Raw genomic sequence first — 15,489 nt, forward strand, 5'->3', positions numbered from 1 at the left:
TATCGACGGTGCTTATCTTTCGCCGCGCCGATATGGCTGCATCAGAGCCTGCGGCACACGCGCACGACGTGCCATCACAACAAGCGCTACAATCGACATGATATATGGGATCATCAGGAACAGCTGATAAGGGATCATCTTGCCATAGACGGTCTGCAAGCGCAGCTGAAACGCATCAAAGAGCGCGAATAGCAAAGCGCCGACAAGCGCGCGTACGGGCTTCCATGAGGAAAAGACCACCAAAGCAATGCAAACCCAGCCGCGTCCCTGCATCATGGTCGGGAAAAAGCTGTTGAAGGCGGAGAGCGTCAGGAATGCACCACCCACAGCCATCAATGCACTGCCGAACATGATCGAGAAAATACGCACACGGATCGGGTTGATACCTTGCGCTTCGGCCGCATGCGGGTTTTCACCGGTCATGCGGATGGCAAGGCCTAAAGGTGTACGAAACAGCACATAGGCAAGCAGCAAGGCCAGTGGAATGGCTAGATAGGTGAGGGCTGTTTGCACCGCAAAAACTTCGCCTAAAAACGGAATGTCTTTAAGGATCGGCAATTGCAGCGGCTGAAACGGTGTGACTGATGGCGGGCTTGACGAAACCGGCACCAGCAAGCGGAACAGAAAATAACTCAAGCTTGAGGCAAAAAGCGTAATGCCAAGGCCAACCACATGTTGGGAGAGGCCGAGCGGTACAGTGAGCGACGCGTGAAGGAGGCCAAAGAGCGCGCCGGACAGCGCTGCCACCAACACGCCAGTCCATAAATCCGCGCCATTAAATACGGCGAGCCAACCGATCATCGCACCAAAGGTCATGATACCTTCAATACCGAGATTGAGCACACCGGCACGCTCGCAAAAAAGCGCACCTAAGGTTCCGAAAATCAATGGCGTCGCGATACGCAGGACAGAAGCCCATAGACCGGCGGAAACGAGGATGTCGAAAATTTCCGTCATCGTGTGATCCTGTACTGAGTGAAGAAAAGGGCGACCAGCATGGTCAGCAGCGAAAGTGCAACCGTCACATCGGCAATGAAACTTGGAATACCGATGGCGCGGCTCATGCCGTCAGCACCCACAAACATAGCAGCAGCAAAAAGTGCGGCAAAGATTGCACCAATCGGATTAAGATTGGCAAGCATCGCGACAATGATGCCGGAATAACCAAAGCCGGGTGACAGATCGGTGGTGACATAGCCTTTAACGCCCATCACCTGAATGGCGCCGGCAAGACCGGCTAAACCACCGGAAATGCAGGCAACTTTAATCAGCGTTTTGGCCAAAGGCACACCGGCAAAAACGGCTGCTGCGGGATTAAGGCCAGCTGCTTTTGATTCAAGCCCGAAAACAGTGCGCTTTTGTACATAAGCGATGATGATGGCTAAGGCGATGGCAATCAAAAGCCCGACATGGAGACGCATACCAGTCATGATGCGTGGCAGCATGGCATTGCTTGGCACCGGCTCTGATTGCGGCCAGCCGAAGGCCATAGGGTCTTTCATCGGGCCTTCGATCATCATCGAGACAATTAACACGGCGACGAAGTTCAACAAAAGCGTAGTGACCACTTCATCAACACCGAAACGCAGCCGCAAGCCCAATGGCACCAGCAGCCAGACCATACCGGCAACCGCGCCGGCAATGAGCAGCAGCGGAATGAAAATTGCTGATGGCAGGCTCAATTGCGAGCCGACAGCAACCGCCAGCAGCGCACCCATATAAAACTGGCCTTCAGCGCCGATATTCCACAATTTGGAGCGGAAGGCGACAGCAGCCGCAAGGCCGGTTAAAATCAACGGCGTGGTGCGGGTTAATGTTTCGGAGATCGACAATTTACTGCCGAAAGCGCCAATGGCGATCTGACGGAAGGCTTCCAAAACCGGCGCGCCGGCGGCAGCAATCAGCAAACCAGCCAATATAAAAGCAGAGATAACGGCCAAAAGCGGTGCAGTGGCAACCAGCAGCATCGGCCTTTGTTCACGACGTTCGATGCGCATCAGTTAAGCCCTTCATTTGTTTTCAAGTTCGTGCCGCTCTCAGGTTTCACACTCCACTCTCCGGCCATCATCAGCCCCAGTTTTTGTGCGTCTGCTTCATCGGCATTAATGGCGGGCGAAAGGCGGCCTTTGACAATGGCCTGTACGCGGTCGGCAAGACTTAAGGTTTCATCCAGATCTTCGGAGATCAGCAATACACCGGCACCAGCACGGCGCGCTTCCAAAATACGGGCATGAACGGCAGCGACAGCGCCTTCATCAAGTCCGCGCGTGGGTTGCGCGGCAATTAAAATGCGTGGTGTGCGCTCCAGATTGCGGCCTAAAATCAGCTTTTGCATATTGCCGCCCGAAAGCAGACGGATGCGGGTGTCGGGCGTGCCGCCGCGCACATCGAAATCGTCAATGATGCTTTGCGCAAAACGCCGTGCTTCTTGTGCTTTGACGAGACCAGCCTTGGAAAATTCCGGCTCATGCAGGCGCTCAAGCACAGCATTTTCCCAAATCGTCAGATCACCAACTGCACCTTCCGCGTTGCGGTCTTCAGGGATGCGACCAAGACCAAGCGAGACAAAACGGCGTGGATCGTAGATTTCAACGACATTGCCGAACATCGAAAAGACGCCGCTTGATGGTTTGACAAGGCCGGAGACGAGACGGCCAAGGCTTGCTTGTCCATTGCCGGAAACGCCGATAATACCGAGTGTTTCACCTGCGCGCAGTTCAAAATTAATCTGATCGAGACGGGTGATCTTATTTTCAACGACGCTCAAATCTTGTGCCGCTAGCACCACTTGCTTAGGTGTGGAAGCATCACGCACAGGTCTTGCCACACGTCGCCCGACCATCAATTCGGCCAGTTCCGCCTTTGAGGTGTCTTCAACTTTACGCTCTGCCACTAGTTTACCGCCGCGCAATACAACGATGCGATCAGCGGCAGACATAACCTCATGCAATTTATGCGAGATGAAAATCAGCGACAGACCTTGGCGTGCCATCTCTTTCAATGTGGCAAAAAGCGTTTCGGCTTCCTGGGTGGTTAAAACCGCTGTCGGCTCGTCTAAAATGAGGATATCGGCATCATTATAAAGCGCTTTTAAAATCTCGACGCGCTGTTGTTCGCCCACCGACAAATCACCAAGACGTGCATCCGGATCAACAATCAGGCCGAAACGGGTGGCGATTGAATTGATCTTGGCGCGCGCCGAAGCTGTGTCGGAGTGCAACCGGAACAGGCTTTGCGTGCCTGTCATAATATTTTCTAAAACGGTGAGATTAGGCGCGAGGGTAAAATGCTGATGCACCATGCCGACACCGGCATTGATGGCAGCGCGTGTGCGCCCTAACGGCAGGGCTTCGCCTTTGATGAAAACACGACCCTCATCGGGCACATAATGGCCGAAGAGAATATTCATCAAGGTTGTTTTACCGGCACCATTCTCGCCCAGAAATGCCAGAACTTCACCTTTGTCCAAATGCAGTGACACATTATCATTGGCGGTCAATGTGCCGAAACGCTTGGTGATATTTTCGAGTTGCAGGACAGGTGTGTTCATGCGTGCAGCCTCGCGCCTTCAAAGACCGGCAGGTTAAGGCCGGATTGTACTGAAAAATCTACTCTGCACGGAATAATCCGTGCAGAGTTTTAATGGAAGTCTAAGCGTTGTCGCTTATTTAGGCTCATCCGCATTGAGCTTCAGCTCAAAAGTACCGGCTTTGATTTCGGCGCGGCGCGCTTCCATCTTTTCTTCAGCCGAAGCAGGAGCTACACCTTTGACATATTCAATGTCATTGCCGCCTTCTTTCATCATCGAATAAGGCGTGTAGTCTTTGCCGGTCTGCTTGCCTGCCTGCACATCAGCCACAGCTGCTGCGAGGATCGGGCCATAATTCCAGACGGAATTGGCAAAAACTGTATCCGGATAGCGTTCGGTGTAGCTGGTCAGCGAACCAATGGCTTTGATGCCACGCTCTTTAGCGGCATCTGCCGTGCCGATACGTTCACCAAACAAAATATCTGCGCCGCCGTCAATTTGTGCAAGACCTGCTTCACGTGCCTTTGGCGGGTCAAAGAAGGTGCCCATGAAGGTAACGAGGAATTTTGCATCAGGGCGGGTTTCTTTGACGCCATCCTGAAACGCATTGATCAGCATATTAATTTCAGGAATTGGCACAGCACCAACGGAGCCGAAAATGCCAGACTTGCTCATTTCACCAGCCAGCATACCGGCAAGATATGCACCTTCAAAATTCCATGTGCCGACAACGCCGAAATTCTCGCCCTGCGGCTGGCCGGAAGAGCCCATCACGAAGTTTGTCTGCGGGTAATCGGCGGCCACTTCGCGTGCTTCACGCTCGACAGCATAGGATTCACCAACGATCAGCTTGATGCCCTGTTCGGCATATTCACGCATGGCGCGCGGATAGTCACTCGCCGAAATACCTTCGGAAAAGATATATTCGATTTTGCCGTCTTTATCGGCCTGAATCAGTGCTTCATGCACGCGGGAGTTCCAGGCATTTTCAACGGGTGAGGCGTGGAGACCTGCAACTTTGAGTTTCTCCTGCGCAAAGGCAAAAGGTGAGACGCAAGCGCTGGCAGCCAAAGCTGCGGTCAGTGTCAGAAGACTGCGACGGTTGAATTTCGGGAAACTGGACATAAAAAACCCCTCTGGTTTGTGCTTGACACAAAAAAAGCGCTTCGAATGGAATAAAAACAAATTGGTGCAGCTGTGCCGGACGAAGCCAGAATGTGTCAAGGTGATGGTTGTTGTCTTTTGCAGCAATCCACCACTCTATCATCCTTGAAATCGCGCCACTTTCAAGCTTTTTATCTTTTGGTCAAGATTTAACCGGTGCGTAAGATGCAGCATCGACAGTTGCAGGGCGGCCATCAAGCTTCAAATTGGTAATGCGTGGTGCAGTTTCTGCCAGAATTTTACCACGACGGACAACGATCAGACGGTTGGCTTTGAGGCGCAGGGCTTCCAGCGTGTCGCGCGCTTGCAACACGACGAAATCTGCATTGCAGCCCTTGGCAAGACCATAATCTTTCAAGCCCAAAGTTTTGGCCGAATTAACGGTGATGGCATCAAAAATCTGCTGTTTGCCCTCAATAGAAGTCATCTGCGCCACATGCAGCGCCATATGACCCACTTCCAGCATATCGCCTGAACCCATTGAATACCAAGGATCCATCACGCAATCATGGCCGAAGGAAACATTGATGCCTGCGGCCATCAGTTCCGGCACACGGGTCATGCCACGACGTTTCGGATAGGTGTCGGCACGGCCTTGGAGCGTGATGTTGATCAAAGGGTTCGGAATAGCATTCATTTGCGCTTCCGCTATTAGCGGAATGAGCTTCGAAACATAATAATTATCCATCGAATGCATCGATGTCAGGTGCGAGCCGGAAACGCGGCCCTGCAAGCCAAAACGCATGGTTTCGGCGGCCAATGTTTCCACATGGCGCGACATCGGATCATCACTTTCATCGCAGTGGATATCAACCGGTAATCCACGCTCGGCCGCAATACGGCAAAGCGCTTCAAGCGATGCAGCACCATCCGCCATGGTGCGCTCGAAATGCGGAATACCGCCAACGACATCCAAGCCCATATCAAGCGAGCGGTTGACGAGATCAACGGCACCCGGCGAGCGATAATAACCATCTTGCGGAAAGGCGACCAATTGCAGGTCGATATAAGGCGCTACTTTCTCGCGCACTTCAATCATCGCTTCTGCGGTCAGCAAACGCGGATCACTCACATCCACATGGCTGCGGATGGCAAGAAGCCCTTGGCTGACGGCCAGATCACAATAGCGAAGTGCTCGTTCCACCATCGCTTCACGGGTCAGCATCGGCTTCAATTCACCCCAAAGCGCAATGCCTTCCAGCAAAGTGCCGGAGGTATTCATGCGCGGCAGGCCAAGTGACAAGGTTGCATCCATATGGAAATGCGGATCAACAAAAGGTGGTGTTACCAGTTGATCTTGGGCATCAATTTCTTGTGTTGCTTTGGCGTCAGTTGCTTGGTGGGATGGCAGTACATCGGCAATTTTGCCGTCTTTAACCAATATATCCTGCTTTTCGCGACCATCGGGAAGATTGGCATTTCTGACGATCAGATCAAACATGGATATACCTCTTAGATGATAAATTAACGTGGTGCGACTTGCGGCCAGCCGGATTATGGACAATATGCCAAGCAGCGGCTGACAAAATTTCTAATCGATTTACAGATTAAAATCACTGCGGGCAATCAGACTTTGTTAAATCTTGCCCGCTCATTCAGATGATTATCGGGTTTATTTACAAAAAATACAAAACATATGTTCACCATCACGCGCTTAGAGACATTTGAACAGGATATTAAGAAGAGCCGGTTTCTGGCGGTCGCTGCACCTGTTGCGAATGAAGAAGAGGCAAAAGCCTTTCTGCAAACGAATAGTCAAGCAGGTGCCAACCATAATTGCTTTGCATGGCGGATGGGGCAAAATTACCGTTTCAATGATGATGGCGAACCGAGCGGCACGGCAGGTAAACCGATTTTACAAGCGATTGACGGGCTGGAACTGGATAATGTCGTGGTGGTGGTGACCCGCTGGTTCGGCGGCATTTTGCTTGGCAGCGGTGGTTTGATCCGTGCTTATGGCGGCACGGCTGCTTTATGTTTGCGTGCCGCTGAAAAGCAGGAAGTTATCCCGCTTCGTCTTGTGAATATTCGTTGTGGTTTTTCCGATCATGCTTTGTTGAAAGCACGTCTTGGCAGCGTTCTCCATGCGCAATTGCGCGATGCGGCTTTTCTAAGCGATGGTGTGGAGATGTATTATGCGCTGCCGGAAGATCAGGCGGACACTTTACTGGATATGGTGCGTGATCTAACCCGCGGGCAGGCTGTGATCAAGCAGGACTAACGGTCATGGGTGGGGATTTCTATCCGTGCGCACAAACGCAAGCCGAAAGCTGACAACATCAAAATAAGCCATGCCGGATCAATTCTTCTGAAGAAGAAGCTTTCCAGATGGGCATTGAGTGTGCAAAAAAACATGATCATAACGAAAAAATCAGCAAGTAGAATATTTTCGCGGATTTTCAGGCAGCGTGAAAAATCACGAAGCGGCAAAATAATAATAACTGTTATAAGGCATATCAGTGCCGGAATTCCCATTGTCATGGCAATATCCAGATAGCCGTTATGACCATGCACGATAGAGCGTACATCCCAATCCAAATAATAAGGATTGGCAGCTTGCTTGCTGACTGGCGAATTCCAAAAACTCTCAAACCCAAATCCTGCCCACGGATGCTGGTGGAGTTTATCCAGTGCGAAAGACCAGATGGAAGTGCGTCCGGTAAAGGTCGCATCTATTGAGAGGCTTTCAACAAATTTCCGTAAGGGGTCGAATATAACTGTTCCGATTGTCAGTGTTGAGAAAACAATATTGATTATGAGTGTGGTCAGAACGGTCATCCAACGCCAGTTAAATAGACCGGGAAAAATGACAACAAGCACTGTTAACGGTACGAGAGCGGTTGTGGTTTTGGAACCGGTTTGTGCAACGAAAAATGTCGATGCTATCATGATGATCAAGCCGCGTAAGACCATTTTGCGACGCATCAGGTAAATACCGGCAAAAGCAAAGGCCGCCATTACAGGCCCTGCAATATTCTTATGTGTGAAAACCCCACGCCACAGATAAGAATTTTGCGGTTCGACCACATCATAACCATGAGTGGCTAAATCCGGTAAAATAATAACACCTATATAAGACACCACAAGCACCAAACTGGAAACTATGGTGATCGATTTGGAAAACCCGTCTGCATCTTGCAACAATCCGATGATTGAAAACATGCAAATCATGCCGATTAATGTAAAGATTACTGCACGCAGAGCGGATGGGAGATCCGGAGCCGCAAAAGCTGATATAATCAGAAAACCGCACATCAATAACCAGAAAGGGTTTAATAATTGACGTAAAAAATGCGGTTTTGCCAATGTGAACAGCGATAAAACTGAAAATACACCTAAGGCACTAAAGCCTAGCTGATTGACGATATCTCCGCCTTCTTGGGCTTCCAGTCGGCCTGAAAAGGGTCTGAAGGAAATAAGCAGAATAGAGAATATGATTGTGCTGACCGCAATAGCTATATTGCGGCGGGAATATTGTGTTGCTGGCGCTGTAAGCGGCTCAGTTCTTTTCCGGATTGCGGTATTGTTCATGATTATATCCGAAATGAGCTGCAACCCGGCCAAGGCCGACGTGAATATAATAAAGACCGATCCTGGCTGATTTGGACTTCATGCCTTTGATCAGTGCTTTAACCGGCGAGACACCTAAAATAGCTGCACTCCTTAAGAAAACTTTTAGATTTGCAAAAGACTCTTTCCCACGTTTACGCTGTTCAATTTGTGTTGAAAGCATACCATTGCGCAAGCCTCTGTCTCTGATCCAATCACCTTCAAGCCGGCGTGAAGGGATGGTTTCAAAAACTTTCGCTTCCGCCGACCATGCGGTGGTAAAGCCTGCGACAAGACTACGGCTGATAAAGTCGGAATCACCGCCTCCGGTAAAATTGAATGCCAGATCCAGAAAAGGAAATGGCATTTTATCAAGCACGGCGCGTGAGACCAGCAAATTGCCGGAAGAGTATAACACCGGCACCTTGCCGCTTGAATGGTAAGGCGGTGAAAAGACCGGATGTTTGGCCCAGTGATTAAGACCATCATTTTCAAAAACCGGAATCTGCGGGCCGCCAATGAGATCAGCTTGATAACGCTCTTTGGCTGTACACATTGTTTCAAGCCAGTCATTTGCTGCAATCTCGTCATCGTCAATAACGATGAGTTGCCGAAAATTGGGGAAGTAATGTAAAGCAGTCAGCCATGCTGCATTATAAGCATTACAATTTCCGCGTGCACTTTCTATAATGATCATGCCGTTACATTCGCCGTTCAAAAATAAAGGGGCGGCTGCAGTTGCACCTTCATGGGCTTCAGCTTCATTTTCAACCAGAATAATTGCAAAATTACGGTTGGTAATCTGTTCGCTTAGGGATTTCAGTGTTTTAATGACATGATCCGGACGGCGAAATGTCGGCACGGTGATAACCGTATCGACAGATTGACGATCAATGTCTGCACTGATCAAAAATATGTTGATATGCTCCGGTATTGCTGGCAACATTTTATTAAAACCCTTTTAAAAGCATACCGATAAACTGGAACGGTTTTTAACGATAGAATGTGTTTAGCTGCTTGATAACCCGGAAATGATTGCCAGGTAGTTTATTTCCAAAATTCTTTTAATTTATCACAGTGCGCAAAGATGGTTTTAAGTAAGTCTTTATGAAAAAGAGGCTATGAACGAAGCGACATATTTGATTAGGGCGAAAATAGTGCAACCACTGCGATTGTTATTCATTACTTCACTTGTACCCAGTTACGGTAGCATGACCGGTTATGAAGTGGCGAATGCTGCGATCATTAATGGTTTGCAACGTGCAGGCTGCCAAATTACCATTTTAGGTTTCAATTGGCCGGGCCGGGTACCTTCTATGCCGGATAATACAATTTTGTTGGGCGAGGTTGATGTTCGCACTCAAGATGCCGGTTTCACACAAAAGATTAAGTGGATTTTGCAAGCTGTTTGCACTGGTTTGACAGTTTCATCGGTCAAATTGCGCGTAACCTCTGATCAGAATTTGCAAAAAGCCATCGTATCCGCAGGTGAATTTGATGCTTATATTCTTAACGGTGTTGCGCTTGCCGGCGCATTTGAGCATCATTTTAAAGATAAGCCATCGATTTTTATAGCCCATAATGTGGAGCATTACTCTGCTGCAGAAAATGCGGCAAGCGTTAAGGATTTTATCCAAAATATATTGTTCAAACGTGAAGCCCGCTTGTTGGAAAAGCTCGAAAAACGTTTGTGCGATCAGGCCAAGTTTGTTTTTACATTGGCGGATGAAGACGGGGGAATGCTGGGGCTTGAGCCTTCAAAATTTTCCACCTTACCTTTGGTGACAACGGATCACCCGCCTGAACCTGTTACACGTGATTTGCAATATGATCTGGCTTTGATCGGTACATGGACATGGCAGCCAAACCGCATAGGTCTTGAGTGGTTTTTGCGGGAAGTTAAACCACTGCTCAAGCCGGATATTAAGATCGCAATCGCTGGCAGTGCGCCGACTGATTTGATTGATGCATGGCGTGATGTTGAGTTTTTGGGGCGCATTCCCGATGCGGTGTCATTTGTCGAGAGTGCGGCCGTAATTCCGCTTATCAGTGTGGCTGGAACCGGTGTGCAATTGAAAACGATTGAAACATTCGAACTTGGCATGCCTTGTGTGGCAACACATCATTCTGTGCGCGGCATTGCCAAAATTCCTGAAAATTGTGTTTTAACCGATGAACCTGTAGCATTCGCGGCGGCCTTGGAAGCGCAGGTTGCACGGGCACGCAATGGCGAGCGCGGTCGCATTGACGGCCAAACATTTTATCAGCAACAGCTGGCAGGAATGGATCAGGCAATGAAACAGGGTCTTGTAGTATTGTGAGCGGTCAACAGAAAAGAATACTGATGAAGAACGTTCCGCAGCGCGATATTTTAGGCATTGAGGTGGTTGCTTTAAAATGGAAACCGGCCTTGGAGCTTGTTGCACAAAATATTCATGATGGTATTTTTACCCGTGTTGCATGGTTGAATGCGCATTGCGCCAATGTGGCACAAGCCGATGTCGATTACCGCCAAGCGCTTCGGAGTTTTTTGATTTTGCCTGATGGCATTGGTGTTGATATCGCCTCGCGTATTTTGCACGGCAGTTCATTTCCCGATAATCTCAACGGCACGGATTTTGTTCCGGCTTTGTTGGCTTCAATCAAAGAACCATTGCGCGTAGGGCTTTGGGGTGCAAAGCCCGATGAAGTAGCACTTGCTTGTGCAAAGTTTAAGAAACAAACACCACAGCACGATCTGCAGGTTATCAGCCACGGTTTCTTCACCAGTCTTGAGGAGCCGGTAATATTGGAAAAACTGGCACAATTCAGGCCACATATTTTGTTGGTGGCCATGGGGGTCCCGCGCCAGGAGATATTCATCAGTCATAAAATTACGGGCGAGCACTGCACTGCTGTTTTTGGTGTTGGTGCTTTATTTGATTTCCAGGCAGGCGGTGTCAAACGGGCACCAGAGTGGATACGTAAAACCAGAATGGAATGGGTTTACCGGCTGTTGCAAGAACCACAGCGTCTGTGGCGCCGTTATCTCGTCGGCAATCCGTTGTTTTTATGGCATCTGCTTAAATATCGTTTATGGGCTAGGAAAAAGTAACATGGCCAAACGAACAGCACTGATAACGGCCAGTTATGATAAGGATTTTGATCGTTGCCGCTTGTTGTGCGAGACACTCGATCATTATGTAACCGGATTTGAGGCGCATTATATTCTTGTCGCCCACCGTGATGTTGCATTGTTCAAGCAACTGGAAGGGCCGCGCCGTATTATTGTTGATGAGCGTGATTTGCTGCCGCGTTGGCTGTTGCCAATTCCCGATCCTGTGACTTTAGGTAAAAGGCAGGCATGGATATCGCCTTTTATAAAACCGCTCTATGGCTGGCATATTCAGCAATTGCGCCGCATTGCGATTGCTGAAAATGTGGATGTGGATGGATTTCTGTTCGTCGATTCGGATGTAGCATTTTTACGCGCATTTTCTGCTGACCAGTTATGGCGCGGGGATAATATTCGCTTTTTCCGCCTTGATGGAGCAATGCATAATCCGCCGTCGCCAGAGCATCAGCTTTGGAGTGAGAATGCCGCAAAAATATTGGCTGTTCAGCAATACGGCCACCACGATTATATTACGACATGCGTATCGTGGCGCAGAGACACTGTTCTGGCGATGTGCCGCCGTATTGAAATGAAAAATGGCCGCTCTTGGCTCAAAGTGCTTGGACAAATGCGCAATTTTTCAGAATGTATTTTATATGGTCAATATGTTGATGGGATTGAGCAGGGACGTGGGCATTTCCATGTTGATTGGAGCTTGTGCCATATATATTGGAATGGACCTGCGCCGGATCAATTGAAGCTGGATGCCTTCATGAAAGATCTGCGTCCCGATCAGGTTGCTGTTGGATTACAGTCTTTCATGAATTTGGATACGAATACCGTTAGAGGGCTGGTCGGGATTTAAACTCTGTTGGCAGGCTTCTTGATGTGCCAATAAGTAAAGCAGGCTGAGAACAGATAAAGTCCTAGGAACCCGGCATTAAGCCAGATAATCCAGTTATTGTCGTTCTGGGTATTTTGTAATAAAATCCAGATGAACAGTGCTTTGATCATTGTTGTTATGCTTAAATTGATGGCGCGTAAGCCTGATTGGCCGCGCGCATAAAGCAATTCATTTTGATATTCAATCAGATTACGCAAACCCGGCACCAGCAAAACAAGTGGTACTAAGCTGGCAACCGGCGCGACATTGCGACCCAAAGCATTGGGGAAGACATATAAAATGATCGCCAATCCTGCTAAGGCTGTCGTGGAAATTATAAAAATCGCGCCTTCTATTGTGATTTTGATCTTTGTCGATGCCAGCATATCGGGTGTGCGCATCAGTTTTTGCACCAGCATCAAGTTGAATGAGCGGATCGGTACGGCAGTTAAATCCACTAAACGCATGATAATGGCATAGATACCGGCAATGGTCGGGCCACCAAAACTCAATACCAGAAGCTTGTCGAATTCATTTTGCAAGTAGAACAAGAACTCGGCAGCTGTGACAGACAGCGAATCCGCGATCCGTCTTGCATAAAGCTTAGGCCGTAAACGAAGCCGCACTTTCGGGTAAAATTGCAGTGCCAGAAAGAGAGAAAACAAATTGGCGCCTAAATACCACCATGCCCAATGGGAGATATCCTTTGTGCTGGTAAAGGCAAAGAGAAAGGCGGCCAGCGAGCGGGCTGCGGTTCCTGCGATGGTTAAAAATGAACCCCGGCCGAAGCGCCCCAAACCATTATTGACGATGATGATAATTTCGGCCGAGCGCCAGACAAGTGCTTCTGCAATAATGATGATGGCAAATGGCCAAAAAGCGACATTGTCTTTGAAAAAAATCAGATATGCGATTGCTGCTGCCAATGCAAAAAGCGGTAACGAAGCAAGGATGGAAAGAAGATATCCGGCGGTATAAGTGCCAAGCAAATGCGGCTTGACGGTAGCAATACGATAAAGCGGCGAGTTAAATCCGAGCGCCACAAGACGGGATAAGACGACCCCAGCAGCTGATGCGGTGGCAAAAAGACCAAAATCGGCAAGCGAAAGCGAATTGGCGAGTGCAATGAAATAAATAAGCGATACGACCAGCCGCCCCAGTGAGCCGCTAATCAGCGCAATATAACCCCGCATCACTTCAGGTGAGAGGGTTTTGGTTAGTTTTTGCATGGGCAAGTTCAATTTCAAAGCCTGTCCGCCACTATTTTTGTTTACACAAGAAGGAAACTAAGACCTAAAGTTTAAAATCAGGTTGGTTTGAGTAAATAAACGCAATAATCTTTTGAATTCAGAATGATGTTAACGATTTATTTTCCATAAAAATTTATTGTTGTCGCAAATCCAGCACTTGCTGGACCAATTGTGTCGGGAAAATCAGGGTGGTGAAATGACGGATGAGAAAGGCAGACATGACGACAGAGCCGCAAAGCCGCTCTTGTCTTATGCGCGCCGTTCATTGCGTGTAGACGCTGATTTGTCTGCCACAGCGCAGAATTCGCAACCCGATGATCAATCCAATATTCGTGAACCGCATGAATTTGTCGTGCCGCCATGGGTGCCGCCTGTAGTTGGTCGATCGCGCGAGAATACAACTTCTGCTGCAAAAGCGGAAAATATATCTGCGGCCGTATCCGAACCTGCTTCCATTGTCGTCAGTGACGAAATGGCTGAAATCCAGCGAAAACTTGTTGAAATCAAGCAAGACATTGATCGTGGTTTCGATAATTTTCAGCAGCGTCAGCTGGAAGATAGCCTTGCTATGTTGGCCGAGAGTGAAGCTCATGGTCAAAATGGCGGCAATAAAGGCTGGAAGCCACTGATTGATCCGCGTCTGGTCTTTAATATTCTTGAAAACTCAAAGAAGATTTTGGTCGCCAGCACTGCCATTGGTGGTGTTGTTGCTATTCTTTATGCGCTGTCATTGCCTAATATTTATACAGCCTATACGGATTTGCTGGTCGATCCGCGTGACATTAAAGTGGTGGAGCGTGAATTGACACCCGGTCAATTGCCCACCGATGCAACCCTTGCTATTGCTGAAAGTCAGGTACGGCTGATCGGCTCCAGCAGCGTTTTGCTGAAAGTGATCAAGGATACAGACCTAATGGCTGATCCTGAATTTAACGGCAATGCCGCCCCCGTTGGACCTTTGGCCAATATTATTAAAGATATTCGGGGAAAGTTTTCTTCCAAAGAACCGGTCGATCCGGCAATTATGGAAACACAGGTTTTGCAAAATCTTGCCAAAAGCTTGATTTTGGAACGTGATGCCAAGACATTTATTTTTACAATCGGTGTTAAGACGCAAAATCCGGTCAAATCTGCAAATCTTGCCAATACAATCAGCCGTGTTTTTCAAGACGAGCTAAGTTCACTGCAACAAAATGCAGCGCGCCGCACCTCGGAAGATTTGTCCAAACGTCTGGCTGATTTGAAATTGGCCGTTCAGAAAGCAGAAAATGCCGTTGATAAATTTCGTGCAGAGCATGATCTGATTGATCTGCAAGGACGCTCGATAAGTGATGATGATCTGGCACGGTTGAATGAACAGCTTTCGACGCAGCGCGCTGAAACTGTGCGTTTGAACGCGCGTGCCAAAGTTTTGAGTGAAGCAACGCCGGATAGTGTTTTGTCTGGAGTTTTACCTGAAGAACTGCAATCCAACACTTTGACACTCTTGCGCGGACAATATGCAACGGCCCGCTCAACTGCTGATGGTCTGGCGATGACCTTGGGGCCTAAGCATCCGCAATTGATACAGGCACAGTCGCAGGTGGCTGGCGCGCGACGTGAAATTAATGCCGAGCTGGGCCGTGTACGTTCGTCATTGCAGGTTGAGCAGAAGCGCTCCGAGCAGCAGCAGCAGGAATTGGGCGCGCGGCTGGCACAGATGAAAGTGCAACATGCCGGCAGTAATGCGGAACGAGTGAAACTACGCGAACTGGAACGCGAAGCCGAGGCACATCGCAGCATTTATGAATCCTTTTTGATGCGCTCACGCGAGACCAATGAACAAGAAAGCCTCAACAGCTCCAATGTACGGGTGATCACGGAAGCACGTCCGCCATTGGTCGCTTCTGCGCCAAAGCGCAAAATGATCGTCATTGCGGGCTTGATCCTGGGGCTGATGGCAGGGGTAGGCTTGGCATTGCTGCATGGTTTCTGGCCACGCATGCAACGTTGGAGACGTGCTGAGAATCCGGATGCCTGA

The 15,489-nt window shown here is 48.9% G+C and carries 13 protein-coding genes; 5 read left to right on the forward strand and 8 right to left on the reverse strand.

Annotated features, from left to right (window positions below; all coding sequences use genetic code 11):
• Positions 1–12: 12 nt before the first annotated feature.
• The 5 genes from ACI0FR_RS03305 to ACI0FR_RS03325 form a co-directional block, all read right to left on the reverse strand.
• Entirely contained in the window at positions 13–957 is a 945-nt protein-coding gene (locus ACI0FR_RS03305; RefSeq protein ID WP_404906579.1) for an ABC transporter permease, read from the reverse strand.
• On the reverse strand, positions 954–1,997 hold the full coding sequence (locus ACI0FR_RS03310; protein WP_374829339.1) for an ABC transporter permease: 1,044 nt from the start codon (positions 1,995–1,997) through the stop codon (positions 954–956). Before ACI0FR_RS03310 ends, ACI0FR_RS03305 begins: the two co-directional genes overlap by 4 nt.
• On the reverse strand, positions 1,997–3,550 hold the full coding sequence (locus ACI0FR_RS03315) for an ABC transporter ATP-binding protein (RefSeq protein ID WP_374829341.1): 1,554 nt from the start codon (positions 3,548–3,550) through the stop codon (positions 1,997–1,999). Before ACI0FR_RS03315 ends, ACI0FR_RS03310 begins: the two co-directional genes overlap by 1 nt.
• A 114-nt stretch (positions 3,551–3,664) precedes the next feature.
• Positions 3,665–4,654 carry a BMP family protein gene (locus ACI0FR_RS03320; RefSeq protein WP_374829343.1) on the reverse strand — a complete coding sequence of 330 codons (990 nt, stop codon included), beginning with the start codon at positions 4,652–4,654 and terminating at the stop codon, positions 3,665–3,667.
• 181 nt (positions 4,655–4,835) lie between these two features.
• On the reverse strand, positions 4,836–6,134 hold the full coding sequence (locus ACI0FR_RS03325) for an amidohydrolase family protein (protein WP_404906578.1): 1,299 nt from the start codon (positions 6,132–6,134) through the stop codon (positions 4,836–4,838).
• 195 nt (positions 6,135–6,329) lie between these two features.
• Between ACI0FR_RS03325 and ACI0FR_RS03330 the strand changes: the two genes are divergently transcribed.
• Complete coding sequence (locus ACI0FR_RS03330; RefSeq protein WP_404906577.1) at positions 6,330–6,914, forward strand: IMPACT family protein; 585 nt, start codon at positions 6,330–6,332, stop codon at positions 6,912–6,914.
• On the opposite strand, the gene ACI0FR_RS03335 is transcribed toward ACI0FR_RS03330, so the two are convergent.
• Both ACI0FR_RS03335 and ACI0FR_RS03340 read right to left on the reverse strand, forming a co-directional pair.
• On the reverse strand, positions 6,911–8,224 hold the full coding sequence (locus ACI0FR_RS03335; RefSeq protein ID WP_404906576.1) for an O-antigen ligase family protein: 1,314 nt from the start codon (positions 8,222–8,224) through the stop codon (positions 6,911–6,913). The two genes, ACI0FR_RS03330 and ACI0FR_RS03335, sit on opposite strands and share 4 nt — an antisense overlap.
• Complete coding sequence (locus ACI0FR_RS03340; RefSeq protein WP_404906676.1) at positions 8,193–9,185, reverse strand: glycosyltransferase family 2 protein; 993 nt, start codon at positions 9,183–9,185, stop codon at positions 8,193–8,195. Before ACI0FR_RS03340 ends, ACI0FR_RS03335 begins: the two co-directional genes overlap by 32 nt.
• 214 nt (positions 9,186–9,399) lie before the next feature.
• Between ACI0FR_RS03340 and ACI0FR_RS03345 the strand changes: the two genes are divergently transcribed.
• Genes ACI0FR_RS03345 through ACI0FR_RS03355 form a run of 3 tightly spaced genes read left to right on the forward strand, consistent with a single transcriptional unit; the run spans position 9,400 to position 12,201 of the window.
• Complete coding sequence (locus ACI0FR_RS03345; RefSeq protein ID WP_404906675.1) at positions 9,400–10,563, forward strand: glycosyltransferase family 4 protein; 1,164 nt, start codon at positions 9,400–9,402, stop codon at positions 10,561–10,563.
• Between the two features lie 23 nt (positions 10,564–10,586).
• Positions 10,587–11,336, forward strand: coding sequence for a WecB/TagA/CpsF family glycosyltransferase (locus ACI0FR_RS03350; RefSeq protein ID WP_404906575.1), 750 nt, complete (start codon positions 10,587–10,589; stop codon positions 11,334–11,336).
• A gap of 1 nt (position 11,337) precedes the next feature.
• The gene (locus ACI0FR_RS03355; RefSeq protein ID WP_404906574.1) at positions 11,338–12,201 is read left to right on the forward strand and encodes a DUF6492 family protein; all 864 of its coding nucleotides are present in this window, start codon (positions 11,338–11,340) and stop codon (positions 12,199–12,201) included.
• Here the strand turns inward: ACI0FR_RS03355 and ACI0FR_RS03360 are convergent.
• Positions 12,198–13,448, reverse strand: a complete 1,251-nt coding sequence (locus ACI0FR_RS03360) for a lipopolysaccharide biosynthesis protein (RefSeq protein WP_404906572.1) — start codon at positions 13,446–13,448, stop codon at positions 12,198–12,200. The genes ACI0FR_RS03355 and ACI0FR_RS03360 overlap by 4 nt on opposite strands.
• Positions 13,449–13,665: 217 nt before the next feature.
• Between ACI0FR_RS03360 and ACI0FR_RS03365 the strand changes: the two genes are divergently transcribed.
• Positions 13,666–15,489 carry a GumC family protein gene (locus tag ACI0FR_RS03365; protein WP_404906571.1) on the forward strand — a complete coding sequence of 608 codons (1,824 nt, stop codon included), beginning with the start codon at positions 13,666–13,668 and terminating at the stop codon, positions 15,487–15,489.

It is taken from the genome of Paenochrobactrum sp. BZR 201-1 (assembly GCF_044987585.2).
GTDB lineage: Bacteria > Pseudomonadota > Alphaproteobacteria > Rhizobiales > Rhizobiaceae > Paenochrobactrum > Paenochrobactrum pullorum.